This is a genomic window from Vibrio sp. 10N.222.51.C5 (assembly GCF_041474575.1).
Classification (GTDB): domain Bacteria; phylum Pseudomonadota; class Gammaproteobacteria; order Enterobacterales; family Vibrionaceae; genus Vibrio; species Vibrio crassostreae_C.
The window spans coordinates 50,663-77,426 of record NZ_JBFRUJ010000031.1 but is presented as its reverse complement, the minus strand read 5'-3'; the positions used below and the strand labels follow the sequence as shown (position 1 = coordinate 77,426).

General features: G+C 44.9%; 27 protein-coding genes. 19 read left to right on the top strand and 8 right to left on the bottom strand.

All coding sequences use genetic code 11. The features are described 5' to 3' along the window. Positions 1-75: 75 nt before the first annotated feature. On the bottom strand, positions 76-336 hold the full coding sequence (locus tag AB4558_RS10365; protein ID WP_017061149.1) for a hypothetical protein: 261 nt from the start codon (positions 334-336) through the stop codon (positions 76-78). 298 nt (positions 337-634) lie between these two features. Here AB4558_RS10365 and hslV point away from each other — a divergent pair, with 298 nt between their 5' ends. The 4 genes from hslV to rraA all read left to right on the top strand — a co-directional run bounded on the left by hslV (position 635) and on the right by rraA (position 4,247). Then, positions 635-1,183, top strand: coding sequence for an ATP-dependent protease subunit HslV (gene hslV, locus AB4558_RS10360; RefSeq protein WP_004729692.1), 549 nt, complete (start codon positions 635-637; stop codon positions 1,181-1,183). Positions 1,184-1,241: 58 nt separating this feature from the next. Continuing rightward, positions 1,242-2,582: an HslU--HslV peptidase ATPase subunit gene (hslU, locus tag AB4558_RS10355; RefSeq protein ID WP_017061150.1), complete on the top strand. Its 1,341-nt coding sequence runs from the start codon at positions 1,242-1,244 to the stop codon at positions 2,580-2,582. 155 nt (positions 2,583-2,737) lie between these two features. Then, entirely contained in the window at positions 2,738-3,655 is a 918-nt protein-coding gene (locus AB4558_RS10350) for a 1,4-dihydroxy-2-naphthoate polyprenyltransferase (RefSeq protein WP_017061151.1), read from the top strand. A 73-nt stretch (positions 3,656-3,728) separates the two neighbouring features. After that, positions 3,729-4,247 (top strand): ribonuclease E activity regulator RraA, encoded by a 519-nt coding sequence (rraA, locus tag AB4558_RS10345; RefSeq protein WP_017061152.1) that lies wholly within the window; start codon positions 3,729-3,731, stop codon positions 4,245-4,247. Between the two features lie 97 nt (positions 4,248-4,344). On the opposite strand, the gene zapB is transcribed toward rraA, so the two are convergent. After that, positions 4,345-4,587, bottom strand: a complete 243-nt coding sequence (gene zapB, locus AB4558_RS10340) for a cell division protein ZapB (protein ID WP_008219652.1) — start codon at positions 4,585-4,587, stop codon at positions 4,345-4,347. A 324-nt stretch (positions 4,588-4,911) separates the two neighbouring features. On the opposite strand from zapB, the gene glpX reads away from it, so the two are divergent. The 3 genes from glpX (at position 4,912) to AB4558_RS10325 (ending at position 7,208) form a co-directional block, all read left to right on the top strand. After that, on the top strand, positions 4,912-5,919 hold the full coding sequence (gene glpX, locus AB4558_RS10335) for a class II fructose-bisphosphatase (protein ID WP_017061153.1): 1,008 nt from the start codon (positions 4,912-4,914) through the stop codon (positions 5,917-5,919). Positions 5,920-6,117: 198 nt separating this feature from the next. After that, positions 6,118-6,738, top strand: coding sequence for a metalloregulator ArsR/SmtB family transcription factor (locus AB4558_RS10330; RefSeq protein WP_017063674.1), 621 nt, complete (start codon positions 6,118-6,120; stop codon positions 6,736-6,738). Between the two features lie 122 nt (positions 6,739-6,860). Further along, on the top strand, positions 6,861-7,208 hold the full coding sequence (locus AB4558_RS10325) for a DUF3135 domain-containing protein (protein WP_017061155.1): 348 nt from the start codon (positions 6,861-6,863) through the stop codon (positions 7,206-7,208). A gap of 61 nt (positions 7,209-7,269) precedes the next feature. Here the strand turns inward: AB4558_RS10325 and AB4558_RS10320 are convergent, their stop codons facing one another. Together AB4558_RS10320 and AB4558_RS10315 are read right to left on the bottom strand one after the other, a co-directional pair. Next, the gene (locus tag AB4558_RS10320) at positions 7,270-7,698 is read right to left on the bottom strand and encodes a DUF805 domain-containing protein (RefSeq protein WP_017063673.1); all 429 of its coding nucleotides are present in this window, start codon (positions 7,696-7,698) and stop codon (positions 7,270-7,272) included. Positions 7,699-7,743: 45 nt separating this feature from the next. After that, positions 7,744-8,091 carry a 5-carboxymethyl-2-hydroxymuconate Delta-isomerase gene (locus AB4558_RS10315; protein WP_017061157.1) on the bottom strand — a complete coding sequence of 116 codons (348 nt, stop codon included), beginning with the start codon at positions 8,089-8,091 and terminating at the stop codon, positions 7,744-7,746. 249 nt (positions 8,092-8,340) lie between these two features. Between AB4558_RS10315 and tpiA the strand changes: the two genes are divergently transcribed. Then, positions 8,341-9,111: a triose-phosphate isomerase gene (gene tpiA, locus AB4558_RS10310; RefSeq protein WP_017061158.1), complete on the top strand. Its 771-nt coding sequence runs from the start codon at positions 8,341-8,343 to the stop codon at positions 9,109-9,111. Positions 9,112-9,253: 142 nt separating this feature from the next. Next, positions 9,254-9,607 (top strand): endonuclease domain-containing protein, encoded by a 354-nt coding sequence (locus tag AB4558_RS10305; RefSeq protein ID WP_017061159.1) that lies wholly within the window; start codon positions 9,254-9,256, stop codon positions 9,605-9,607. A 370-nt stretch (positions 9,608-9,977) separates the two neighbouring features. On the opposite strand, the gene pfkA is transcribed toward AB4558_RS10305, so the two are convergent. The 3 genes from pfkA to AB4558_RS10290 form a co-directional block, all read right to left on the bottom strand. Beyond that, positions 9,978-10,940, bottom strand: coding sequence for a 6-phosphofructokinase (gene pfkA, locus AB4558_RS10300; protein ID WP_017061160.1), 963 nt, complete (start codon positions 10,938-10,940; stop codon positions 9,978-9,980). A gap of 317 nt (positions 10,941-11,257) precedes the next feature. Beyond that, positions 11,258-12,166 carry a CDF family cation-efflux transporter FieF gene (gene fieF / locus AB4558_RS10295; protein ID WP_017066567.1) on the bottom strand — a complete coding sequence of 303 codons (909 nt, stop codon included), beginning with the start codon at positions 12,164-12,166 and terminating at the stop codon, positions 11,258-11,260. A 164-nt stretch (positions 12,167-12,330) separates the two neighbouring features. Next, on the bottom strand, positions 12,331-12,840 hold the full coding sequence (locus AB4558_RS10290; RefSeq protein WP_229647415.1) for a CpxP family protein: 510 nt from the start codon (positions 12,838-12,840) through the stop codon (positions 12,331-12,333). Positions 12,841-13,027: 187 nt separating this feature from the next. Between AB4558_RS10290 and AB4558_RS10285 the strand changes: the two genes are divergently transcribed. The 4 genes from AB4558_RS10285 (at position 13,028) to trmL (ending at position 16,353) form a co-directional block, all read left to right on the top strand. After that, complete coding sequence (locus AB4558_RS10285) at positions 13,028-13,717, top strand: response regulator (protein ID WP_017061163.1); 690 nt, start codon at positions 13,028-13,030, stop codon at positions 13,715-13,717. Beyond that, on the top strand, positions 13,717-15,096 hold the full coding sequence (cpxA, locus tag AB4558_RS10280) for an envelope stress sensor histidine kinase CpxA (RefSeq protein ID WP_372073477.1): 1,380 nt from the start codon (positions 13,717-13,719) through the stop codon (positions 15,094-15,096). The genes AB4558_RS10285 and cpxA overlap by 1 nt, the downstream gene beginning before the upstream one ends. A gap of 76 nt (positions 15,097-15,172) precedes the next feature. Then, positions 15,173-15,790, top strand: coding sequence for a superoxide dismutase (locus AB4558_RS10275; RefSeq protein ID WP_372073479.1), 618 nt, complete (start codon positions 15,173-15,175; stop codon positions 15,788-15,790). An 83-nt stretch (positions 15,791-15,873) separates the two neighbouring features. Then, positions 15,874-16,353 (top strand): tRNA (uridine(34)/cytosine(34)/5-carboxymethylaminomethyluridine(34)-2'-O)-methyltransferase TrmL, encoded by a 480-nt coding sequence (gene trmL, locus AB4558_RS10270; protein ID WP_372073481.1) that lies wholly within the window; start codon positions 15,874-15,876, stop codon positions 16,351-16,353. 189 nt (positions 16,354-16,542) lie between these two features. Here the strand turns inward: trmL and AB4558_RS10265 are convergent, their stop codons facing one another. Then, the gene (locus AB4558_RS10265; protein ID WP_372073483.1) at positions 16,543-17,067 is read right to left on the bottom strand and encodes an FxsA family protein; all 525 of its coding nucleotides are present in this window, start codon (positions 17,065-17,067) and stop codon (positions 16,543-16,545) included. A 284-nt stretch (positions 17,068-17,351) separates the two neighbouring features. Between AB4558_RS10265 and aspA the strand changes: the two genes are divergently transcribed. The 6 genes from aspA to AB4558_RS10235 all read left to right on the top strand — a co-directional run bounded on the left by aspA (position 17,352) and on the right by AB4558_RS10235 (position 26,416). Continuing rightward, entirely contained in the window at positions 17,352-18,803 is a 1,452-nt protein-coding gene (gene aspA, locus AB4558_RS10260) for an aspartate ammonia-lyase (protein WP_019821539.1), read from the top strand. 180 nt (positions 18,804-18,983) lie between these two features. Next, positions 18,984-20,291 (top strand): anaerobic C4-dicarboxylate transporter, encoded by a 1,308-nt coding sequence (locus tag AB4558_RS10255; RefSeq protein WP_017061168.1) that lies wholly within the window; start codon positions 18,984-18,986, stop codon positions 20,289-20,291. A gap of 510 nt (positions 20,292-20,801) precedes the next feature. Beyond that, positions 20,802-22,250 carry a YfcC family protein gene (locus tag AB4558_RS10250; protein ID WP_017062726.1) on the top strand — a complete coding sequence of 483 codons (1,449 nt, stop codon included), beginning with the start codon at positions 20,802-20,804 and terminating at the stop codon, positions 22,248-22,250. Positions 22,251-23,055: 805 nt separating this feature from the next. After that, positions 23,056-24,279, top strand: a complete 1,224-nt coding sequence (arcA, locus tag AB4558_RS10245; protein ID WP_017062724.1) for an arginine deiminase — start codon at positions 23,056-23,058, stop codon at positions 24,277-24,279. Between the two features lie 73 nt (positions 24,280-24,352). After that, entirely contained in the window at positions 24,353-25,264 is a 912-nt protein-coding gene (gene arcC, locus AB4558_RS10240; RefSeq protein WP_017062723.1) for a carbamate kinase, read from the top strand. 141 nt (positions 25,265-25,405) lie between these two features. After that, positions 25,406-26,416 carry an ornithine carbamoyltransferase gene (locus tag AB4558_RS10235; RefSeq protein WP_372073485.1) on the top strand — a complete coding sequence of 337 codons (1,011 nt, stop codon included), beginning with the start codon at positions 25,406-25,408 and terminating at the stop codon, positions 26,414-26,416. Positions 26,417-26,764 lie beyond the last annotated feature (348 nt).

The following is a 26,764-nucleotide window of genomic DNA, read 5'->3' as shown; positions in this document are numbered from 1 at the left end:
CCCCTATTGCTGTTTGAAAGCGTTCAATAGTTCATCGCACAAGCAATACCAGTATGTTAATCAAAAGAGTGCGTTTTAACGAAACTGAGGTACTTGTTCGTAGTACTCAAGCCCAAAGTCAGTCAGGTAGACCTGCTCCTTATTTATCTCGATGTAACCAAAAAAATCCAAGTGCGCTAAAACGTTAGGAAATGGACGTTTAAGAAAAACGTTGACCGAGTTTTTTAGATGTTCTGTTGAACACTCGCCCGCCTCCTGATACATCAGATGATGCAGTATAGACAGCTCATCCAGATCCATATCTCTATTAAAAAAACTGATATTGTCACTATTCATCACACTACTCCTTATGTAGTGAATACCACTGATTAGTGAACATCATTCCTTATAAATCAAACAAAAAGTGTTAACCATTTCACGTTAGAAATTTGTTTTATCTTTTTTTATATTTATCACAAACTATTAACCCACCAACCCTTGCCACACATAGGCTCAACAGGTAATGGATGCTTGAAACAACTGGTAACATTTAGTTTTTTTGATATGACATACCATTAAAAGTGGCACTTGAATTCATGATAGTGGAGCCACATATAAGTAGTAACCATAAATAATAATCAAAAGAGGTCGACTCGTGACTACCATTGTATCTGTACGTCGTAATAATAAAGTCGTCATCGCGGGTGATGGACAAGTATCTCTGGGCAATACAGTAATGAAGGGCAACGCCCGTAAAGTACGTCGCCTATACAACAACAAAGTACTGGCCGGTTTTGCTGGCGGTACGGCTGATGCTTTCACGCTATTCGAAAAATTTGAAAGCAAGCTGCAAATGCACCAAGGCCATCTCACCAAAGCGGCAGTTGAGCTAGCGAAGGATTGGCGTAGCGACCGTGCTCTACGTAAGTTAGAAGCACTGTTAGCAGTAGCGGATGAGACCGCTTCACTGATCATCACAGGTAACGGTGACGTAGTTCAACCTGAGAACGACCTGATTGCGATCGGTTCGGGCGGAAACTTCGCTCAAGCAGCCGCTACTGCACTATTAGAAAATACTGATTTAGATGCGCGTGAAATCGCAGAAAAGTCGCTGAACATTGCAGGCGACATCTGTGTCTTCACCAACCATCACCACACTATTGAAGAACTAGAAAGCACCGTTGAGCTGCCAAAGCCAGAGTAACGACCGCTTCCATCAATAACGTTGTATTCAACAGTGATTAAAGAATTAAGGAAAAACCATGTCTGAGATGACTCCTCGCGAAATTGTTCACGAACTCAATCGCCACATTATCGGCCAAGACAACGCTAAGCGCTCAGTGGCTATCGCTCTTCGTAACCGCTGGCGGCGTATGCAGCTTGAAGAAAGCCTACGTGTTGAAGTATCGCCAAAAAACATCCTGATGATTGGCCCAACGGGTGTAGGTAAAACTGAAATCGCTCGCCGCCTAGCGAAATTAGCAAACGCGCCTTTCATCAAGGTAGAAGCGACTAAGTTCACCGAAGTGGGTTACGTTGGTAAAGAAGTTGAAACCATCATCCGTGATCTAACGGACGTTGCGATCAAGATGACGCACCAACAAGCGATGGAAAAAGTACAATACCGCGCTGAAGAACAAGCTGAAGAACGCATTCTTGATGCCCTTCTACCACCAGCGCGTGATGCTTGGGGTCAGAACGAGCAATCAACTGAAGACACAACCTCTTCAAACACTCGTCAGATTTTCCGCAAGAAACTGCGTGAAGGTAAGCTAGATGACAAAGAGATTGAAGTTGATGTAGCCGCACCGCAAATGGGCGTTGAAATCATGTCACCTCCAGGCATGGAAGAGATGACAAACCAGCTGCAAGGCATGTTCCAAAACCTAGCGGGCGACACCAAGAAAAAGCGTAAGATGAAAATCAAAGACGCATTCAAAGCACTGACGGAAGAAGAAGCTGCGAAGCTTGTGAACCAAGAAGAGCTGAAAGAGAACGCGATCTTCAACGCTGAAAACAACGGCATCGTATTCATCGATGAGATCGACAAAATCTGTAAGCGTGGCGACAGTTCAGGCCCAGATGTATCTCGCGAAGGTGTTCAGCGTGACCTACTGCCTCTTATCGAAGGCAGCACAGTATCAACCAAGCACGGTATGGTTAAAACTGACCACATCTTGTTTATCACATCAGGCGCATTCCAAGTGGCTAAGCCATCTGACCTGATCCCTGAGCTACAAGGTCGTCTACCAATCCGCGTAGAACTTGAAGCACTATCAGCACATGACTTCAAACGCATCCTAACTGAGCCAAAAGCATCTCTAACAGAGCAATACATTGCCCTAATGAAAACAGAAGATGTCAACATTGAGTTCACTGAAGATGGCATCAACCAGATTGCGGACGCAGCATGGCGCGTAAACGAAACCACTGAGAACATCGGTGCGCGTCGTCTACACACAGTGATGGAGCGTCTAATGGATGAGATTTCATTCGAAGCAACAGACAAAGCTGGCAGCAAGCTAGTGATTGATGAAGCTTACGTAACATCGAAACTTGGCGAATTCGTTGAAGACGAAGACCTAAGCCGCTTCATCCTGTAGCACACCAAACTCTAACTTATTGCTCTATCTCAAAGAAATAGCAGCTAATAAGCGAATTCAAGGCCCACTTTCGAGTGGGCTTTTTATTACCCGAAAAATGGGCGTATACTCAAATCACAGTATGAAACGAAGACTTACAAAGAATTAGACCTACGATGAAACAATCTCTACTGATCTGGCTTGATGCCGCACGACCAAAAACTCTGCCTCTCGCACTTGTCTCTATTCTTACAGGAAGTAGTTTAGCGTTCGCCGGTGGTCAGTTTTCTTTATCGATAGCCCTACTGGCATTTTTAACCGCCACCCTATTACAGATTTTATCGAACCTAGCCAATGACTATGGCGACGCCGTAAAAGGCACAGACAACGAAAATCGTCTGGGGCCAACACGTGCCATGCAATCTGGCGCGGTAACAGCGAAAACCATGAAGCAAGCGATCATCCTCAACATCGTGTTTACTATGGTCGCTGGGCTGATTCTTATTTTTCATGCCTTAACCTCGATTGAAAGTATCTTATCTTTCATTGCGTTAGGCATATTAGCCATTGTTGCTGCCATCGCTTATACCGTCGGTAATAAGCCTTATGGCTATATTGGCCTTGGCGACTTATCGGTATTTATCTTCTTCGGTTTATTAGGTGTTTCAGGGACTTACTTCTTGCACACTGGCCATGTTGAACCAAGCCTATTCCTTCCGGCATTGGGCTGTGGCTTGATGGCGGTTGCGGTACTCAATATCAACAACATGCGTGATATCGAAAACGACAGCGAATGTGGTAAGCGCACCATGGCGGTTCGCCTAGGACAACGCAAAGCCAAACACTATCATTTTGCTCTGCTTGGCCTCGCCCTTGCGTCTTTCGCTATCTACCTGCTTATTCAAGAAAAACCGGTCTGGATCAGCCTGCCGTTTTTGCTGAGCATTATTATTGTTTACAAGCATGGCAAAGCCGTTTGGGAAACCGAAAAGCCAGCGCAAATTGCACCAATGATGCCCGTGATTGTGAAATGCTCACTGGTCACTAACCTATTGTTTGCAGGGGTTGTCGTAGCTCAAACTCTATTGAGTTAAATGAGACTAATCATTGCAAAGGGATCAAGCGCCGATATACTCAAAGTAAGCTCATTGTTCAAAAGGTATACTAATGGAATACAACACTTCAGCACTGTGCGACATATATTTGGATCAAGTTGATGTCGTGGAGCCAATGTTCAGCAACTTCGGTGGACGTGCATCCTTCGCAGGACAGATCACGACATTAAAGTGTTTTGAAGACAACGCTTTGATTCGCTCTGTACTAGAGCAAGACGGTCTGGGGCGTGTGTTGTTAATCGATGGGGGCGGCTCACTACGTAAAGCGCTGATCGATGCTGAGATAGCCCTACTTGCCGAAGACAATGAGTGGGAAGGGATTGTGGTTTACGGGTGCGTTCGTGAAGTCGATGAGCTTGAAGACATGAACCTAGGTATCCAAGCCTTGGCTTCTATCCCTGTTGGTGCGAGCCAAGAAGGTGTCGGTGAATTAGACGTTCCAGTGAACTTTGGCAGCGTGACCTTCTTACCTGAAGATTACCTCTACGCAGACAACACTGGCATCATTCTTTCTGCCGAACCTCTAGATGTAGAACTCGATTTGGATGTCGAGGAAGAAGACGTCGAGTAACTCTCACTCAGCTTCAAATAATAAAACAAATCATAAGAACACAAACAAAAACGCCCGCTACTGAGTAGCGGGCGTTTTTTTAAATCTGAAGAGTCGATTACTCTACTTCATCCATTTTACCAAGAAGGTTACGGATGCGATCTTGCCATGCTGAATGCTCTTCCTGCATTTGCTGAGTTTTTTGCTCTAGCTCGTGACGGCTTGCTTTAAGCTCACCAGCTTCTGTTGCTAGTGCTTGTTTCTCTTCTTTAAGCTCTTCCACTTCCATTTGAAGAAGTGCAATTGTATCTACTGCTGTTTGAATTTTTGCTTCTAGCTGCTCTAGTACTTCAAAAGACATTCTGGCCTACCTTTAAGTTATCCGTTTGATGGTGAAGGTTCACTCCACTTATTTCCCCATTCTACTCAGCAGAGCAAGGATAAACACTCAATATATTCGATATTTTGCGCCATTCGATGAAAAAAACAGCACTTTTTACCGAATATTGACGTGAACGATTACCGCCACAACGGCAAACCGATTATTTTGATGAATAATAACTGTTTTCCACTGCGAATTGATCGAGAGCAATCTCCAAAAAACAAAAAGGCAAACGTTTCCTTTTGGATATGGTAAAATTCGCCGCGAAATTTCTATTCCCCCTTTGAAAATTTTGGAGTCCGCATGAAACGCGATTTAGCAATGTCATTCTCTCGTGTCACAGAAGGTGCAGCACTAGCTGGTTACAAGTGGCTTGGCCGTGGCGATAAAAACGCTGCAGATGGCGCTGCTGTAGAAGTAATGCGTAGCCTATTAAACAAAACCGAAATTAGCGGTGAGATTGTTATCGGCGAAGGTGAAATCGATGATGCACCTATGCTATACATCGGCGAAAACGTAGGTGTGGGCGGCGACGCTGTCGACATCGCAGTTGACCCAATTGAAGGGACACGCATGACAGCAATGGGCCAATCAAATGCATTGGCTGTATTGGCTGCGGGCGAAAAAGGCAGCTTCCTTAAAGCGCCTGATATGTACATGGAAAAGTTGGTTGTTGGCCCTGGCGCTAAAGGCGTGATTGACCTAGAACTGCCACTAACAGAAAACCTAGAAAACATCGCTAAAGCACTAGGTAAAACACTTGATACTCTAGTCGTAACCACGCTTGCTAAGCCTCGTCATGATCAAGTCATCGCCGACATGCAAGCAATGGGCGTTCGTGTATTTGCTGTGCCAGACGGTGATGTTGCGGCTTCTATCTTAACCTGTATGCCAGACAGTGAAGTAGACGTCATGTACTGCATCGGCGGCGCACCTGAAGGTGTGGTCTCGGCGGCGGTAATTCGCGCACTCGACGGCGACATGCACGGTCGTCTTCTACCTCGCCACGAAGTGAAAGGCGACACAGAAGAGAACCGCAAGCACGGTGAACTTGAACTTGAGCGCTGCGCAGAAATGGGCGTAACGGCGGGTATCGTATTGAAGATGGAAGACATGGCACGCAGCGACAACGTTGTATTCTCAGCAACAGGCATCACTAAGGGTGACTTGCTAGAAGGTATTTCTCGTCAAGGTAATATCGCAACCACAGAAACCCTGCTTATCCGTGGCCGCTGCCGTACAATTCGCCGCATCAAATCTATCCACTACCTAGAGCGTAAAGATCCAGAAGTAGTAGGTCATATCCTGTAAGCCTAAATTCGGTGAAACAGAATATTCCAAGGCTGATACCTAGTATCAGCCTTTTGTTTTATTAGCGCACCAGAATCTGACCATGGCAGCCAATAGAGTAAAACGCTATCTATAGAGTAAATTATCATCAATATAGTAAATGGTTTGCTTTATAAACACCTTGCCTCATAATAGTAAGGTTCATTAGGTAGGGATAGTATGAAAACAAGCGACAGAATCTTACAGACCATTAAGCGTCAAGGCGCGGTAACCGCGAAACAACTGTCAGAAGAATTTGGCATGACGACAATGGGGGCAAGGCAACATCTGCAAAGCCTGGAAGATGACGGTATTCTTGCGTTTCATGATGTGAAAGTGAAAGTGGGTCGCCCGACTCGCCACTGGTCCCTGACTCAACAAGGTCATAACCAATTTTCAGACCGACATGGTGAACTCACCATTCAAGTGATTGATGCTGTCGAGAATCTATTTGGTAAAGAAGGGCTGGCTAAGGTTGCTGCCGAGCGTGAACAACACACTCTTAAGCAGTATCAAACTGCGCTGTCTGGCTGTGATTCACTCATCAGCAAGCTTAAAAAACTCACCCAGCTTCGTGAAGACGAAGGCTACATGGCTGAGCTTCAAGAGCATGATGATCACTACATCTTGATTGAGAACCACTGCCCTATCTGTAAGGCTGCAACTCGCTGCCCTAGCCTGTGCCAATCTGAGCTCAACGTGTTTACTGAGTTACTAAAAGATGAGTGTCACGTGAGCCGTACAGAGCACATCATTGCTGGCGAACGACGCTGCACTTACACCTTAACACCCGCCCTTTGATTGCAAAGGTAATCGGCTAATACCGTCTCAATATTGAGAAAATACAAATAGATTAAAATTTGTACAGATTTCTTTCTTAAGCTTAGAGCATATGAAACACGCTTAATGCTAAGGAAGGAATGATGGCGCATCCACAACCCGCTCAAAAACTGCCACCCTTTGATGAACTTGTCCAACTCGCGAAAAGCGACCCGAAAGCATTCAATCAATTCAAACACGAGATGTGCGAACAGATGATTTGTTCGGCTTCAGACGTGATGCAAGACCGACTTCGTGCGCAGCAAAGTCACATCGACTTAGTGGTTAGCCGTTGTAAAAACCCACACCACGCCAATGTCGTACTCATGCAAGAGCTGCGCTGTCAGGTCTGTAAGTTCCAAGATGCACTCGAAGGGCGCTGCGGCTTTGAAGAATCTCTGCCTGAAAATGTCGTGCCTTTTAAGCCGAATACCGAACCTAAAATGTACTGAAATTAGCAAAGCACTAAAAAGAAAAAGGGAGCGTAATGCCCCCTTCTTATTGGTTCGCTGTTCAATATTTACATGGGTCTTCGCCGTAGTCATTACGGCCTTCTGTACCTTTCAACAAACCACACTCAATCAGAATCCAGAAACCACACACTAATGCCGCGACGGTTGCCGCCATATGAATTGGCGATACCGGCTCTGTCGTCGTTGCAACCATTGGCGAAGCTAAACGACCCAATACTAATGGCACATTCAATAGTAGCCAGTAATTAGACTTATTGCGGTCGTGCCAGCGCTTAGCGGTTACCGCAAGGTCTGGGATCACAAGCATCAATAGGATGATTGGTAGCAGGATATAAGAGTAAGCAGGGAACAACACAGAGATACCTGAAGCAAAACCGGTAATCGCTATGTAGTAGAAAACATTCCAAATCCAGTAAGTCTTACGACCAATTCTCCCCTTGAAAGAGAGCAGTAATTCTTTCATCGACATCTTAAATACTCAAATTTATACGCCGCTAAAAGTCAGCAGCAATGGTTAGTTTATTACTTTTTGAAAGCAACTTTTATCCATATCACGAATATTCACCGTTAAGCTTCTTACATGACTCGCTTGTTCTTGCAGGATCTGCATTAACGATCGTGACAATTCTCGCTTTTGCTCTTCCGTTCGTCCCGAAAGTAACTCAAAGCTGATATGAATAAAGTCTACACTATCTTCCTCATCACCGACCAACCAATTATGGCAACGCAGTGAACGAGATTTCACTGATGGCACATCAAACAAGCCACATGTGAGAGCGACTTGGTGGAGATCTTCCAGTAAGCCTTGGATATTTACTCGCTCATCCACTGAATTGGAGTACTCTAGAACTAGATTCGGCATTGTTACTTCCTGTTGTTAACGCAATCGTTTGTCCCTTAATAACAACTAACGATGAAAAATCCGAGAAGTTAGCTATTATTCTGTCTGCCGGATCACTGATATATGCTCAAAATCTACTCTGACCATTGAGTAAGATCCAAGAAAGTCATGACCACAGTCATGATCTGTTGATATTAATCTGTTATATTATTTCGTAATAAAGTTTACTTTTTTACATTCGATTTATTTAAATACTTTGGAGATATTCCTATGCGTCATCCTGTAGTTATGGGTAACTGGAAACTAAACGGCAGCAAAGAAATGGTTGTTGATCTACTAAACGGTCTTAACGCTGAACTTGAAGGCGTAACAGGCGTAGACGTAGCAGTTGCTCCACCAGCACTTTTCGTTGATCTAGCAGAGCGTACGCTTACTGAAGCGGGCAGCGCGATCATCCTAGGTGCTCAAAACTCTGACCTAAACAACAGCGGTGCATTCACTGGCGACATGTCTCCAGCAATGCTTAAAGAGTTCGGCGCATCTCACATCATCATCGGTCACTCTGAGCGTCGTGAATACCACAACGAATCAGATGAGTTCGTAGCTAAGAAATTCGCATTCCTAAAAGAGAACGGCCTAACTCCAGTTCTTTGTATCGGTGAATCTGAAGCACAAAACGAAGCAGGCGAAACTGTTGCAGTATGTGCTCGTCAACTTGACGCTGTTATCAACACTCAAGGTGTTGAAGCTCTTGAAGGCGCTATCATCGCTTACGAACCAATCTGGGCTATCGGTACTGGTAAAGCAGCTACAGCTGAAGATGCACAGCGCATCCACGCTCAAATCCGTGCACACATCGCAGAGAAATCTGAAGAAGTTGCTAAGAAAGTTGTTATCCAATACGGCGGTTCTGTTAAGCCAGAAAACGCAGCAGCTTACTTCGCACAACCAGACATCGACGGTGCTCTAGTTGGCGGCGCAGCTCTAGACGCGAAAAGCTTCGCAGCTATCGCTAAAGCAGCAGCTGAAGCAAAAGCTTAATTTAAACCTCACCGTTTAGATTAGATGAAAGGTCAACTTAGGTTGGCCTTTTTTGATCTCGCTCGAAAACCGCCACTCCCAACCTCTTTTTTGCACTGAGCTCTTTGTAACTTAATAACATTCCGGTTTATTAGACTGCGTTATGAAGATTTATACACAAGCTCATCTAAACACATTTCGAAAACAGCTCCGAAACAACATGCCTCAACCAGAACGCAAGCTATGGTTTTATATACGGAACAAGCAGCTTGGTATTAAGTTTCGCAGACAACATAGCATCGGAAAGTACGTCGTGGATTTCTTCAGCTGTGAACTAAAACTGGCCATTGAGATAGATGGTAATAGCCACTTTTCAGAACAAGCACAGGCTTACGATCATCAGCGTACACGAGACTTAAACAAGATTGGAATCAAGGTGCTTCGCTTTACCAATAATGAAGTTAATCAGAATCTTGAAGAAGTTTTGGTGAAAATCATGAATTCAATCCCCAAATAAACTTCTGTGTACGCATCCCCCTCTAACTCCCCCTTATTTCAACATTTTCGATTACCCTGCCGATCTAAGGTAAAGGGGGAGAACTTTCTTTGTTCACTTAGGTTCCTAGGCTTACTGAAACCATAAAATGTTCAATAAATCGCTAATAGGAAAGCTTACGTTAATCGCTAAAATTAGTTGTAGTCGGTATATGCTCCAACAACTACGGAACGGTTCCTCCCCTTTCCAATGAAAGCTAAAGGGATCTAGAAACCTGACATAAGGGGAGGCTAGGAGGGGATTTTACAATGAATCTAAAGAACGGCAGGCACAAAAAAACCGCTGAATAATCAGCGGTTTTTAAATTTGTTAAGCGAACGCTAAGCGTGGCTTAGAACAACTCTTCTGCAACGCGGAACAGCTCAGAACGGTCTGGGTTCTGCATGTTCTCGATACAATCGATGATGTCGTGGTGAACAAGTTCTTCTTTCTCGATACCAACACAACGACCACCGTGACCTTCTTGAAGAAGGTGAACAGCGTAGTTACCCATACGAGAAGCCAATACACGGTCAAATGCAGTAGGACGACCACCACGTTGGATGTGACCAAGAACCGTTGCACGAGTTTCACGACCTGTTGAAGATTCGATCTCTTTAGCCAGTTCGTTAGCATCCATCATTAGCTCAGTTAGAGCGATGATTGCGTGCTTCTTACCTTTCGCAATACCATCTTGGATGTTGCTGATAAGCTGTTCTTTATCTAGGCCAGTCTCTGGAGTAATGATGTACTCACAACCACCCGCGATTGCTGACATAAGCGTAAGGTCACCACAGTGACGGCCCATGATTTCAACAATAGAAATACGTTGGTGAGAAGAAGACGTGTCACGTAGACGGTCAATTGAATCAATAACAGTGTTAAGCGCTGTTAGGTAACCGATTGTGTAGTCAGTACCCGCGATATCGTTATCGATTGTGCCTGGAAGACCGATACATGGGTAACCCATTTCAGTCAGCTTCTTAGCACCCATGTAAGAACCGTCACCACCGATAACAACAAGTGCTTCGATACCGTGCTTCTTAAGGTTCTCAATGCCTTTCTCACGAACAGCAACGTCTTTAAATTCAGGGAAACGTGCAGAACCTAAGAAAGTACCACCACGGTTGATCACGTCAGATACGCTTGAACGGTCAAGCTTTTCGATACGGTCTTCAACAAGGCCTTGGTAGCCATCGTAAATACCGTAAACTTCAATGCCAACTGATAACGCAGTACGAACAACGCCGCGAACTGCTGCGTTCATACCTGGAGCGTCACCACCACTGGTCAAAACACCGATCTTCTTAATCATGCTCACCCTCGATTTTTGGGAATCTATTATTCAATTCTTGTTCTTGCTGATTGTATATCAACAAGATTTTAAATCTATATTTGTGCGTTATGTTACATTTCCTCAACAGGAATAGCACTCAAATCGCGTAAAATTATGTAACATTTCTACTTCTGTAAGAGTATTACAGTTTTACTCAATAACTTTGTTGATTCACATCAGAATCAACATTAATTGTTACTAAGGTGGTTTTTGAATCACCTAACAGTTAATAATTTTTACTCACTTTAGTTCAAAAGCCACTCACTTACCATTTGCCCGCTGATTTTTAGCACGCATTACCACGAGTGGAATTTCTGCTGCTTCTCTGGTCCAAATACGACCGAATACGGGTCTTGGTGAATTAATACATCAGCATCAGGGAACACGGAGATAAGCTTAGCCTCTACTTCGTCAGAAATGCGATGCGCTTCAATAAGTGGGATATTATCTTCCAATTCTAGATGCAGTTGGATGAAGCGTATTGGCCCCGAGCGACGCGTTCGTAATTGATGCACACCCAACACGCCTTCCACGCTCAATGATGTCTCTTTAATCTGTTTCAGCTCATCATCTGGCAGCTTATGATCAAGCAGAGACTGAACCGCTTCCATCGCCATTTGATAAGCGCTGTACAGAATGTAGATACCTATACCCACCGCAAATACAGAGTCCGCTTGGCCAAGCCCAAACCAACTCAATGCCAGTGCCAGCATAATCGCGGCGTTCATATAAAGGTCTGATTGATAGTGCAATGAATCGGCTGCAATAGCTTGGCTACCCGTTTTGTTGACCACATGTTTTTGGAAGCGAACCAGACCAAAGGTCATCACTATCGCGAACAGGCTGACGTAGATACCAATTTCTGGAGAGTTCAGTTCATGAGGTCGGAAGAAGCGCTCAATACCATTGAGAATAAGGAAACATGCAGAGCCTGAAATAAACATTGCCTGCGCTAATGCAGCGAGAGATTCAGCCTTACCATGACCAAAGGTGTGCTCTTTGTCGGCAGGCTGCAGAGAGTAACGAACCACGATAAGGTTAACGACAGAGGCCGCGATATCCAGCATTGAATCCACGACGGAAGCCAACAGACTCACGGAACCTGTCACCCACCAAGCTGCGACTTTCACTATCAATAAAATAGTGGCGATGGTGGTGGCTGCCCAAGCGGCGAGCGTAACTAAACGTGCGTATTCTTGTTTCATAACTTGGCTATAAAGTGACTGATAGCACAAAGTATAACCTGCAAACCACCAATTGAATATGACAGCCATGATGTGAAACATTCATTTTTAAGGATCAAAAAAAGCGACACTCGGCCGCTTCTTTCTAAACACTTTCATTCAACGCTGATTTTTCAAGCAATGAATTACTTGTCTTTGTTCATGCGTTTTCCCATTTTGTCAGCACACTTAGTCATGCGCTCTTGTTGGATTTCTTTCAGTTGAGTCTTTTGCTCAGCCGTTAGTACGCTCATCATTTGGTGTTGCTTCTTAAGCATTGCTACGCGACGCTCAGTTTGCTTCTCAACCATTTGGCTTGCTAGGTCGTTTGCTGCTGCTTCGTCAAAGTTGTCAGCAAGTACCAATGCTTGAACCTTTTCGTGATGCGCTTTCATTTGCGCCATTTTTGCCGTTTTGTTTGCACCGCGCTTTGCTTTCATCTCAGCACGGTCTGCTTCACGCATCTCTTTTAACTGTTCTTTTTGAGCGTCGGTTAGGTCTAGTTGGCGCATTACTTTTTTATCGAAACCGCCACACTTGTCGTGCATACCTTTGTGGTCACCTTTATCACCACCACCGTAAGCATACGCGCTTGCTGTACCTAACATTAGTGGAAGTGCCGCAGCTGCTAGTACAAGTTTCTTAGTCATTTTCATAATTGTTGCCTCAATTCGGTATAATAAGTCATGTGTTGCGTCTGTTTCTCAGCGCTTAGATATAGATTAGTCTTTCCCTCGTAAAGTGACGTTTAGAAAGCGTAAAGAATCGTAAAGAGTGAAAGTTGACGAATAATTAGCAGTATTATTAACCTGTAAATAGTAGATAACCGATTAAGGCTTCCCAATGGCGAACATTCTTCTTATTGATGACGACACCGAGTTAACCAGCTTACTCAAAGACATTCTGAGCTTTGAGGGCTTCACTGTTTCCGAAGCCAATGATGGCTATGCAGGGCTGGAAGCTATCAATGATGAGATTGACCTGATTCTTTTGGATGTGATGATGCCGCGTCTTAATGGCATGGAAACACTAAAGAAACTGAGAGAAAATTGGGAAACACCAGTGCTGATGCTGACCGCAAAAGGCGAAGAGATCGACCGTGTGATTGGTCTTGAACTTGGCGCGGATGATTACCTGCCTAAACCTTTCAGTGACCGAGAGTTGTTAGCTCGTATTCGAGCTATCTTGCGTCGTACTCAAACCAACACCGCACCTAAGGCGGCCAGTGATAGAGTTCAATATCAAGACATCGAAGTCTTCCCGGGCAAACAAGAAGCCTACTGCAATGGGGAGCTCATCGACCTCACCACAACCGAGTTCGCCCTACTGAGTCACCTTATCCAAAACCCAGGGCAAGTGATCACCAAAGAAGCATTGAGTTTGGATGTGCTGGGTAAAAGGCTCGCAGCGTTTGACCGCGCGATAGACATGCACATCTCTAATCTACGTAAGAAGATTCCTGAGCGCACTGACGGCAAATCACGTATCAAAACCTTACGAGGCCGTGGCTACTTATTGGTAGAGGAAGATTAATGCGTATACCTAAAATCACCAGCTTATATGGACGTATCTTTGCTATCTTTTGGTTCACCATGTTACTGGTGCTTTTGTCGGTGCTGTCACTTCCCCATTTAGACCCTCGAGTCGCGCGAGATGTGCCCGCAGATCACCTCGATAAACTCGAGCGTATCGCTAAAATCACAGAGAAACGCTACGCCAAAGAACCTAATCTGGGCAAGATTGTCTTCCAACTGGAGGCGCCACGCAGCCGCAAGGATTCTAGAGCTCGCATCTACCTGACCGATCTTGAGGGCGCAGTCCTTACCTCGAAAAGGCATTCAGACTATAAGCTAAAGGCGATTCGTAACTTTGTTACCTCGATTGATAACCCTGAGATACCGAAGCAAAAACTCTACGGACACTACATGGTCGCAGGGCCAGTGCCAATTACTCTCGCTGGTGAAGAGTTGCTGATGTATGCCGGAGTGAAGTGGAACCAACCACCGCCATTCTTACTGCGCCTGTTTGATAAACCTCTGCAGCTATTGCTTGCCGTGATGTTGGCGAGTACCCCGCTATTACTTTGGTTAGCTTGGGCACTGAGTCAACCCGCTCGCAGGCTAGAACGCGCGGCACAACGCGTGGCGAAAGGTCAATTCGAGGTCGATCCAACACTCGAAAAAGGTACTTCAGAGTTCAGACAAGCTGGTGAAAGCTTTAACCAGATGGTAGAAGCGGTAAACCAGATGATTTCGGGGCAACAACGCCTGCTCTCTGATATCTCACACGAGCTCCGCTCGCCACTGACACGTCTTCGCATGGCCAATGCACTGGCGATTCGTAAACAAGGCGAGAGCCAAGAATTAGAACGCATTGATACCGAAGCACAGCGTTTGGAACAGATGATCAGTGAGCTGCTGACGCTATCTCGTATGCAGGTCGACAGCCATATTACTCGTGAGGTTCAGCCTATCTCGAGCCTATGGGAAGAGATCTTAAAAGACGCAGAGTTTGAAGCCGAACAGATGGGCAAACAACTGACGTTCTCGGAGATCCCAGAACGCTCTATTTCGGGGAACCCTAAACTGCTGATGAGTGCGCTAGACAACATTACACGCAATGCCATCTACTACGGTAAAGACCAAGTGGATGTACAGTTCCATGTGGTTCAAGATCAGCTAACAATTTGCGTCAATGATAATGGTGATGGTGTTCCAGAGGATGAACTCGATTCTATCTTCAGACCTTTTTACCGTGTCTCAACAGCGCGTGACAGAAACTCTGGCGGCACAGGGCTTGGATTAACCATTACTGAAAGTGCGATTCGCCAACACAGCGGAACCATCACCGCAACCCGCAGCCAGCTCGGTGGATTACAACTCGAAATCACCCTGCCTATCTTACCGGTGTAATACCCCCACAAAGATCGCAGTTGATAATGATTGTTATTACCATTATGGTAAATCCTCTAATTAAGGAGGATTTACCATGTCGCACACTTTCCCTGCTTTACCCTACGCTTACGATGCCCTAGAGCCTTACATTGACGCTAAGACAATGGAAGTGCATTACAGCAAGCACCATAGAACCTACTACGATAAGTTTGTTGCGGCGGTGTCTGGCAGCGAGCTAGAACAGCAATCTCTGACCGAGATCTTTGCCAACATATCTCAGCACAGCCCTGACGTGCGTAACAATGGGGGTGGCTACTACAATCACATCTTGTATTGGAATTGCATGTCGCAAGACGGTGGTGGTGAACCTACGGGCGAGCTTGGCGAGGCTATCAAAAGCACATTCGGAGATTTCGAGACGTTCCAAAATCAGTTCGCCCAAGCGGCAATCAATACCTTTGGCTCCGGCTTTGCTTGGCTAGTGGTAGAGCAAGGGCAACTGAAGATCATCTCAACCTCGAACCAAGATAATCCGTGGATGGATACCGTGGCGAGTGATGGTGAACCGATTCTCGCGCTCGATGTTTGGGAACACGCCTACTACATCAGCTACCAAAACCGTCGTCCTGATTACATCAATGCATGGTGGAACGTGGTGAATTGGAATGCCGTATCTGAAAACTACGCGCAAGCACTAACGAACCAAGCGTAAGCGAATGGTGACGGTGGCGAACTGTACTCACTCAGCTTGCCACCGTATACTCGGGCTATCTTTGATTACTCTTGTGAACCAACATGTTTGATATCGCTCTATACGAACCAGAAATTGCACCCAATACGGGTAACATCATCCGCCTATGTGCTAACTGCGGCGCAAACCTGCACCTGATTGAACCGCTTGGCTTTGATTTTGAAGAGAAGAAGGTTCGTCGTGCTGGATTGGATTACCACGACCTTGCGCGAGTTAAGCGTCACAAGAACCTAGAAGCTTTCCTTGAGTATCTAGAGAATGAACGTGAGGGTGATTTCCGCATCTTTGCTTGCACCACAAAAACGACAAGCCACCACGTTGATGCGAAATTCCAACAAGGCGATGTGCTGATGTTTGGCCCTGAGACTCGCGGCCTGCCTGCTGAGTTCATTGAAAGCATGCCAATGGAGCAACGTATTCGTATTCCAATGATGCCAGACGCACGCAGCCTCAACCTGTCTAACGCAGTGGCAATCATTGCTTTTGAAGCATGGCGACAAATGGGCTTTGAAGGCGCGGTATAACCGAACACTCAAGCTTATCTTTTATCTGTTATCTGTTATCTGTTATCTGTTATCTGTTATCGATAGTAAACAGTAAGTAACAGCTAGCGACAGACAATAAAAAAGGCTCTTACCATTATCACTTTCTTGCGAAGGATAAAGGTAAGAGCCTTTTCTGTTTTCCCTCTATATAAAGAGAGAAAAGATTAATTAGTTTAAGCGGTTACGATCGTTGTCGTCGTCTTTATTCTCAAACTCACCTTCAAAGGTGTTGCCGTCTTTTGATTGGTCAGATGGATCGCGATTGAATGGGTCTTGTCCAAATGGGCTCTGGCCAAAACCAGCTTGTCCACCGGCATGGAAACCACCAGACATGTTGGTCACCACCATTTTTTCCATCATTTTCTTGGCAATCATCGCTCTTGGTGCTGGCAATAATACCAACATACCGAGTGCGTCCGTCATAAAACCCGGAGTCAGCAGCAATACACCGGCAACTGCAAGCATCACGCCTTCAAGAATCTGTTGTGCTGGCATTTCGCCTTGTTGCAAACGACCTTGCACAGACATAAGTGTCTGAATGCCTTGGCTACGAACCAGCGATGCACCCACAAATGCAGTGATCAAAACCAACGCAATAGTTGGCCACAATCCTAAGAAGCCACCAACTTGAATAAATAGCCCAATCTCAATGATGGGTACGAAGATAAATAGTAATAATAAGATAGGAAACACACGCCCTCCTTTGTTACTTGCAGTTTACGCTGAAAGCCCTAACAATCTCAAATTTATCCTGTAAATAAGCGTGTTTATTGACCAAGAATAACTTTGCAAAATATTGACGAAACAAAACCGAAAAAGGTGATCCACTTAATATTTTTATGCGCTAAGTACAGTATCATGTGCCACATAAGTCAGGACGGATTTATCAGCCCAATATTCTAGCGAACGGAGTATTTGCACACAGAATAGGCTAATAACTAACTATATAATCAGAATAATTCTCTAAGGATCCTGTTATGGCTACTCAATCAGAAGCTCAAGTTGAAGCTCCTCAAGCTACTCGTCTCGAAGAAGATCTATTAGGTCAACGTCATGTTCCGGCTGATGCTTACTACGGCATCCACACTCTACGCGCAGTTGAAAACTTCAACATCTCAAATGTAACGATCTCAGATGTACCTGAATTCGTTCGCGGTATGGTGATGACTAAGAAAGCAGCGGCTTTAGCAAACAAAGAGTTAGGTGTAATTCCAAGCGAAGTGGCTAAATACATCATCCAAGCTTGTGACCTAATTCTAGACACGGGTAAGTGCATGGATCAGTTCCCATCGGACGTTTTCCAAGGTGGTGCTGGTACTTCTGTAAACATGAACGCAAACGAAGTTGTTGCGAACGTGGCTCTTGAACTTATGGGCAAAGAAAAAGGCCAATACGAGTTCATCAACCCGAACGACCATGTAAACCGCAGCCAATCTACAAACTGTGCTTACCCAACTGGCTTCCGTATCTCTGTTTACAACAGCGTTCGTAAACTGATTGATGCGATCGAATACCTAAAAGGTGCATTCGAACTTAAGAGCCAAGAATTCAACACGATTTTGAAGATGGGTCGTACTCAGCTTCAAGACGCAGTTCCAATGACGGTTGGCCAAGAGTTCCACGCTTGGGCTGTAACCATCAATGAAGAAATCAAAAACCTAGAATACACTTCAAAACTACTGCTTGAAGTAAACCTAGGCGCAACGGCTATCGGTACAGGTCTGAACGCAGCACCGGGTTACCAAGGCCTAGCAGTGAAACACCTAGCAGAAGTAACAGGCCTAGAGTGTGTAGCGGCTGAAGATTTAATCGAAGCAACGTCTGACTGTGGCGCATACGTAATGACGCACGGCGCACTTAAGCGTCTAGCAGTTAAGCTATCTAAGATCTGTAACGACTTGCGTCTACTTTCTTCAGGTCCACGTACTGGTTTGAACGAGCTAAACCTACCTGAACTGCAAGCAGGTTCTTCAATCATGCCTGCTAAAGTAAACCCAGTTGTACCTGAAGTAGTAAACCAAGTTTGCTTCAAAGTTCTAGGTAACGACAACACGGTTTCTTTCGCTGCGGAAGGTGGTCAACTTCAACTGAACGTAATGGAACCTGTTATTGCACAAAGCATGTTTGAGTCTCTAGACATCCTAACAAACGCTTGTGTGAACCTACGCGACAAGTGTGTAGACGGCATTACGGTGAACAAAGAAGTATGTGAATCACACGTATTTAACTCTATCGGTATCGTCACTTACCTAAACCCATACATTGGCCACCACGAGGGTGACATTGTTGGTAAGATCTGTGCTGAGACAGGTAAGAGCGTTCGTGATGTGGTTCTAGAGCGCGGTTTATTAACCGAAGAAGAACTTGATGACATTTTCTCTGTTGAAAATTTGATGCATCCTCAGTATAAAGCGAAGCGCTACGAATAAAGTTAGCGAGAAAGGGTTCCAAACGGAGCCCTTTTTTAGGCTCCAATACGGTTAACCATGATTATTTTGTGGATTTCCGTTGGTTGCGCTTTTGCCAAATTGAATCTAAACCATAGAACTATTATGTGAACATTCCAGCGGCGAATGTTCACATAATAAAATCTAAATGAGGTGTTACTTATGATTGCAGTAGAACTGTTTGTCGTCCTGCTCTTTATCTTTTTGGGGGCCAGAATTGGCGGTATCGGTATTGGTTTTGCCGGTGGTGCTGGTGTTATTGCCCTTTCACTTATTCTTGGCGTTCCAACAAGCCAATCTTTCATCCCGATCGACGTAATCTTGATCATCATGTCAGTTATCACCGCAATTGCTGCAATGCAAGTTGCTGGCGGTATGGACTGGTTGGTACAAATTGCCGAAAACTTTTTGCGTAAACACCCTGAACGCATCACCTTTTACGCGCCGATTGTGACCTTTGTAATGACATTAATGGCGGGTACTGGTCACACAGCATTCTCTACGCTTCCTGTTATTGCAGAAGTAGCGAAAGGCCAAGGTGTTCGTCCTTCTCGTCCACTGTCTATCGCAGTTGTCGCTTCTCAAATTGCTATCACAGCTTCGCCAATCTCGGCTGCAGTTGTGGCTTTCGCAGCAATGTTGGCACCATTTGGTGTTGATTACCTAACGCTATTGATGGTTTGTATCCCAACAACCTTCATCGCTTGTATGGTTGGTGCGGTTGTTGCTAACTACATGGGTAGCGAATTGAAAGACGATCCTGTTTATCAAGAACGTCTAGAGAAAGGTCTAATCAAGCTAGCAACAGAAGAGAAACGCGAAATTCTACCTACAGCGAAGAAAGCAACGTACATCTTCCTAGCTGCAATTGGTTTCGTGGTTTGTTACGCAGCGGCTATCTCTAGCTCTGTTGGCCTAATTGAAAACCCGGCGCTAGGTCGTAACGAAGCGATCATGTCTGTAATGCTGGCAGCAGCAGCGGCTATCGTGATGTTCACTAAGATTGATGCAGCGAAGATTTCTTCAGCACCAACGTTCCGTTCTGGTATGACGGCATGTGTATGTGTACTTGGTGTGGCTTGGTTAGGTTCAACGTTTGTAAACGCACACGTTGCTGAAATCAAAGACGTAGCAGGCGCTCTACTGGCTGACTACCCATGGATGCTGGCTCTTGTTCTGTTCTTCGCTTCTATGCTGCTTTACTCTCAAGGCGCAACAACAGTTGCACTGATGCCTGCAGCACTAGCGATTGGCGTAGCACCACTAACAGCCGTTGCTTCTTTTGCTGCGGTAAGTGCGCTGTTCGTACTTCCAACTTACCCTACGCTACTAGCAGCGGTTGAGATGGATGACACAGGCTCAACGCGTATCGGTAACTACGTATTCAACCACCCATTCTTCATTCCAGGTGTGGTAACAATCAGTACTGCGGTAGCACTCGGCTTCGCATTCGGCGGTCTGTTTATCTAACATTCGCTGGTGATTGAACATTTAAAAGGAAGCTTCGGCTTCCTTTTTTGTTTTCTGCTCAATGTGTTATTTGATACGCATCAAATAACCATTATAAACTTTAAAAACCGCCTAAAAATAAAGTTTGAATAAAATTCCAAGATTATTCTGCCTAATCATAAACAACACCTACCAAATCAATCTCCTTCCACTTCCAGTTAATCCACAACGAATATTAATCCAAGCTAACTAACCAAAAAACCTTGACGATTTTCTGCCATTTTTTAGCCCTTTCATTAGCCATTATTTTTGTGAACAGCACCAAACTTAAATACCGGAGTAAGGAATAAAATAACCGCAGCTAAATTAAATCTAACTTCATTTGGATTAGTAAATATAAAAACAACCTTAATTTAAAGTCAGCAACTTTATATCGTTGAGTGCTTTATAAGTGTCCGTGTATTTACAATCTATAAATCATTAGTCGCTAATTCACATCACTTCTATTTAAGATGATGTAAGGAGATAGCCATGACAACTCAAACGATACCAAGCGAGAAAAAAAAGGGCGGCTTCTTTGCCAACTTTAAATTCCCTTCTGCCTACACCATTCTATTTATTCTGATTGCGTTCGTCGCACTGCTTACCTGGATTGTTCCAGCAGGCCAATACGACCGTGCAATGAATGAAGAGCTAGGCCGAGAAGTACCCGTAACCGGAACCTATCAAGCGGTAGAAGGTAACCCTCAAGGCGTGATTGATGTACTGCTCGCGCCTATTGACGGCTTCTATGACCACAATAGCTATGAAGCGGCGGCTATCGACGTTTCGCTGTTCATCTTAATCATTGGTGGCTTCTTAGGGCTAGTAACCAAAACGGGTGCCATTGATGCCGGTATCGAGCGCGTCACCGCCCGCTTAGAAGGGCGAGAAGAGTTGATGATACCAATACTGATGGCGCTATTTGCCGCAGGTGGTACCGTCTACGGCATGGCGGAAGAATCACTGCCCTTCTATACATTGCTAGTGCCGGTAATGATGGCAGCTCGCTTTGACCCTCTTGTTGCCGCTGCGACCGTACTGCTTGGTGCAGGTATTGGGGTGCTGGGTTCAACGATTAACCCATTCGCAACCGTGATCGCTGCCAACGCCTCTGGTATTCCATTTACAGACGGTATCGTGTTGCGCATTGCGATGTTGATTATTGGTTGGGGTATTTGTGTTGCCTACGTAATGCGTTACGCAAGAATGGTTCAAGCCGATCCAACAACATCAATTGTCTACGACAAATACGAAGAGAACAAAGCGCACTTCTTAGGTAATGCGAGCGGCGAAAAACTTGAATTCACCGCGACTCGCAAACTGATTCTGACCATTTTTGGTGGCTCGTTCGCTGTAATGATTTATGGTGTATCCGTTGCTGGATGGTGGATGGCTGAGATCTCAGCGATGTTCTTAGCAGCAACCATCATCGTTGGTATTGTGGCTCGCATGAGCGAAGAAGAGTTTACCACCAGCTTCATTGATGGTGCCCGCGACCTACTTGGCGTTGCGCTCATCATAGGTATTGCACGTGGTATCGTAGTGGTGATGGACCGCGGTATGATCACCGATACCATTCTCTTCTCAGCAGAACAGATGGTAACGGGGCTTTCTTCGGTTATCTTCATTAACGTAATGTTCTTCTTAGAGATTCTACTGTCGTTCTTAGTGCCATCGACCTCTGGCTTAGCGGTACTGACCATGCCAATCATGGCACCACTGGCCGACTTTGCTGGCGTAGGTCGTGACTTGGTTATCACTGCGTACCAATCTGCATCTGGCTTGGTGAACCTAATCACCCCAACCTCCGCGGTGGTGATGGGTGGTTTGGCGATTGCTCGTGTCCCTTACGTGCGCTGGGTTAAATGGGTGATGCCACTAGTCGGTATATTGATGGTGTTCTGCATTGTTGTACTGAGTATTGGTGCGCTGATCTAACTAACAGCACTTCACTCCTTTCTCATCCAAAGCCGCTTCTCACAGCGGCTTTTTTATTGTTCCCTCTCAATGTAACCCTCTGCCACTGAAACAGCTCCTCAAAGCCATACACGCGATATTCAAGGTTCTTCTGTTCGTAACCAAGCTCAACTAAACTCAAAGCACTCGCAATAGAAGAATCAATCCTACTTTTAAACATCTAATTTTATTGATGAAATAACACTCTATTTTCAACCATGATGTTTAAACAAATAGTTAGTCACTTATTAGCGTTAATTATATTTAAAGTAATTAATAGCCTAATAAACAGACGAGGATTAATGCCCTTTTCTATCAAAAAACACACTTAAACAGCCGATTTTAAAATGTGATCGCAACAGCTTTATTCGCATTTACTTTGTTAATAAACAATTAATTCCACATCCAAAATTAAATATCTAAATAAAAACACTGCATACTTCCAAGCTAAGTACACTCTTATCAATAAAACTATTCTGCATATAATCCCTCGTAAATTAGATTCTAGTAAGTTTCGTCAAAAAAGCGTGCATAAAGTTCCCTAACTGCTAACTATTTAGAATGTATTATTCATAACTGAAAGTGCATAAAGTTTGTTAAAACCCTTAATTTTAAAGGGCTGCGGGATAAAAAACGATTTGTGATAGATCTCTAAGAATACCTGACTAGCAGGCGTAATATTAATTCCAGACAAGAGATATGAATAAATAATTCATTCTTCTCAACTGAAAATAAATAATTACTCTTAGCGATAAAAGTAATTCAAATATATAAGAGAGAGACGATCATGAGTAAGTTCTATGTAGGTTCTGAAATAGGTCAATTACGTCGCGTTCTAGTTCACCGTCCAAGACGCGCACTGACTCACCTAACACCCTCTAACTGTCACGATTTACTATTTGATGACGTACTGGCTGTTGAACGTGCTGGTAAAGAGCATGACGCATTTACTCAAACGCTGCGTGATCAAGGTGTTGAAGTTCTTCTTCTTACTGACCTACTAGCAGACACGCTAGCAGTGCCAGAAGCGAAAGATTGGCTTTTGAATCATCAAGTTTCTGATTACCGCTTAGGCAAAACCTTTGCTAACGATGTGCGCTGCTACTTGGGCGACTTACCAAACCTAGAACTAGCAAAAATCCTAACGGGTGGTCTGTCTTACGCTGAGATGCCAATGAAATCATCTTCAATGATGCAAGGCATGCACGCACCAACCGACTTCATTATCGAACCGCTACCAAACCACCTATTTACTCGTGACACATCTTGCTGGGTATACGGTGGCGTATCCATCAACCCGATGGCGAAACCTGCTCGTCAACGTGAAACCAACCACGTTCGCGCTATTTACCGCTGGCACCCAACATTTGCTGGCCAAGACTTCATTAAGTACTTCGGCGATGAAGAAAACATCAGCTACGACAACTCAACCATTGAAGGCGGTGACGTTCTTGTAATCGGTCGCGGTACGGTTCTTATCGGTATGTCTGAGCGTACAACAGCACAAGGTGTTGAGCACTTAGCATCTAGCCTATTCAAACACGGTCAAGCGAAACAAGTTATCGCAATGCAGCTACCAAAACACCGCTCTTGCATGCACTTAGACACCGTTATGACGCACATGAACGAAGATACGTTCTCTGTTTATCCTGAAGTGGTGAGTAAAGACGTACAGTGCTGGAACCTAACTGGTGATGAGTCTGGCGCAGTGAAAGTGAAAGAAGAGGGCTACTTCGTAACAGCTATCGAAAAAGCACTTGGCGTAGACAAGCTAAACCTAATCACGACCGGTGGTGACAACTTCCATGCAGAACGTGAGCAGTGGAACGATGCAAACAACGTTCTAACGGTTAAACCTGGCGTTGTGATTGGCTACGAAGGCAACACCTACACCAATGAAAAATACGATAAAGCAGGCATCACAGTTCTTCCTATCCCTGGAGATGAACTTGGCCGCGGTCGCGGTGGCGCACGCTGCATGAGCTGCCCAATTGAGCGTGATGGTATCTAATCACTAAGACGAAAACGGCCAAGTTGAATGATCTTAAATAATCTCAGCTTGGCCAAAATGAGAGAACACAATTATGACTAAGCAAACTGTTGTTGTTGCACTCGGCGGTAATGCCTTACTTCGTCGCGGTGAGCCGTTAGAAGCCGATGTTCAACGCCGTAATATTGAAACAGCGGTTAAAACCATCTCTGAAATCGCGAAAGTGTACAACGTGGTTCTAGTACATGGTAATGGCCCACAAGTTGGTTTACTGGCTCTGCAAGGTTTGGAATACAAAAAAGTAAACCCGTATCCGCTAGATGTATTGGGCAGTGAGACTCAAGGCATGATCGGCTACATGCTGATGCAAGAGTTCAAGAACTATCTACCTAACCGCAACATCTCGTGCATGTTGACCCAAATGACCGTTGATCCAAACGATCCTGCATTCGCCGATCCAACGAAGCCGATTGGCCCGATCTACGAAGAAGCGGAAGCGCGTGAATTGGCGGAGAAATTCCACTGGATCGTCAAACCAGACGGCCAACACTTCCGTCGCGTTGTGCCAAGCCCACGCCCTACTGGCATTGTTGAGCACGAAGCGATCACCCAACTTATCGATGCAGGCCACCTAGTGATTTGTACTGGCGGCGGTGGCATCCCAGTGAAAAAAGAGAACGGCAAATTAGTGGGTGTTGAAGCGGTTATCGACAAAGACATGTCAGCGGCTTTCTTAGCGAAACAACTGGATGCGGATGCACTGCTTATTTTGACCGACGCGGACGCTGTTTACCTTGATTGGGGCAAACCGACTCAACACGCACTGCGCAGCACCACACCAAGTGAACTGGCGAAATTCGAATTTGATGCAGGCTCTATGGGACCAAAAATTGAAGCATCGTGCGAATTCATTCAGCAAGGCGGCAAAGTCGTCGGTATTGGTGCACTCGAAGATGGTTTGCAAATCCTGCAAGGCTTGGCGGGCACCAACATCACCAAAGATTAATCTACTCGCGAGCTTTTCAAACCTTGCGAGAAAACTGAATCACCGTTTGAACTGAAATTAATACACAAAAATTGAATCGCGCTTTCTTGAATTTTCTTTCCCTGTAACAGGAAAGCGCCTAAATCTAAGAAGGAATACATCATGGCTTTTAACCTACGCAATCGTAACTTCCTAAAACTACTAGATTTCACTCCACGCGAAATTCAACACTTGTTAGATCTTTCTATGGAGCTAAAAAAAGCGAAGTACAACGGTTACGAACAGCCAACACTGACTGGCAAAAACATTGCGCTTATCTTTGAGAAAACCTCAACTCGTACTCGCTGTGCATTCGAAGTAGCGGCATTCGACCAAGGCGCTCGCGTGTCTTACTTAGGCCCATCTGGCTCTCAAATTGGCCACAAAGAATCAATGAAAGATACCGCTCGCGTTCTTGGCCGTATGTACGATGGCATTGAATACCGCGGCTTCGGTCAAGAAATCGTTGAAGAGCTCGGCGCTTACGCTGGAGTTCCAGTATGGAATGGTCTGACTGACGAATTCCACCCTACACAAATTCTTGCTGACTTCCTAACCATGACGGAATACGGCCGTGGTAAACAACTGCATGAAATCAACTTTGCTTACCTAGGTGATGCTCGCAACAACATGGGTAACTCTCTGATGGTTGGCGCAGCGAAAATGGGCATGGACATTCGCCTTGTTGCTCCAAAACAGTTCTGGCCACAAGAAGAACTATTGGCTCAGTGTCGTGAAATCGCAGAGCACACAGGTGGCAAAATTACACTGACTGAAGATGTTCAAGAAGGCGTGCAAGGTTGTGACTTCCTGTACACCGACGTTTGGGTATCTATGGGCGAAGCGAAAGAAGCATGGGCTGAGCGTATCAACCTAATGATGCCTTACCAAGTGAACATGGAAATGCTGAAAGCAACGGGTAACCCACATGTGAAATTCATGCACTGTCTGCCAGCTTTCCATGGCGAAGATACCACGGTAGGCAAACAACTTGCGGCTGAATATCCACAGCTAAAAGACGGTGTGGAAGTGACTGATGAGGTAGTTGAGTCTGAATACTCTATCGTCTTCGATGAAGCAGAGAACCGCATGCACACCATCAAAGCAGTCATGGTTGCGACATTAGGCAGCTAAGAAGTTAAGAAATTAAGCAGTTAAGCAGTTAAGCACTCACTTGTTCGCAAGACGTTAATAAGTTAAGTGCAATGACAGGGAAATGCGGGTGGCGTTCTTGGGATTTTGACCTTGGATAAAGCTCGCATTTTTTTTCATGTAGTTAAATAGATTATTACCTAAAAAAGCCTGAGATTCTCAGTTCCAACAAAGGCTTAAATGGAAGCTTAAAACGGACGTTATTTCGCATAAAAATCCATTAAATGAATACTTTACAGAAAGTATTGCATGGCCTTTTTATCTGAGTATAATCCTCCGCAATTTGTCTTAAGAGAGCAAAAAATGAACCGCAATTTTGTCGCACATGAT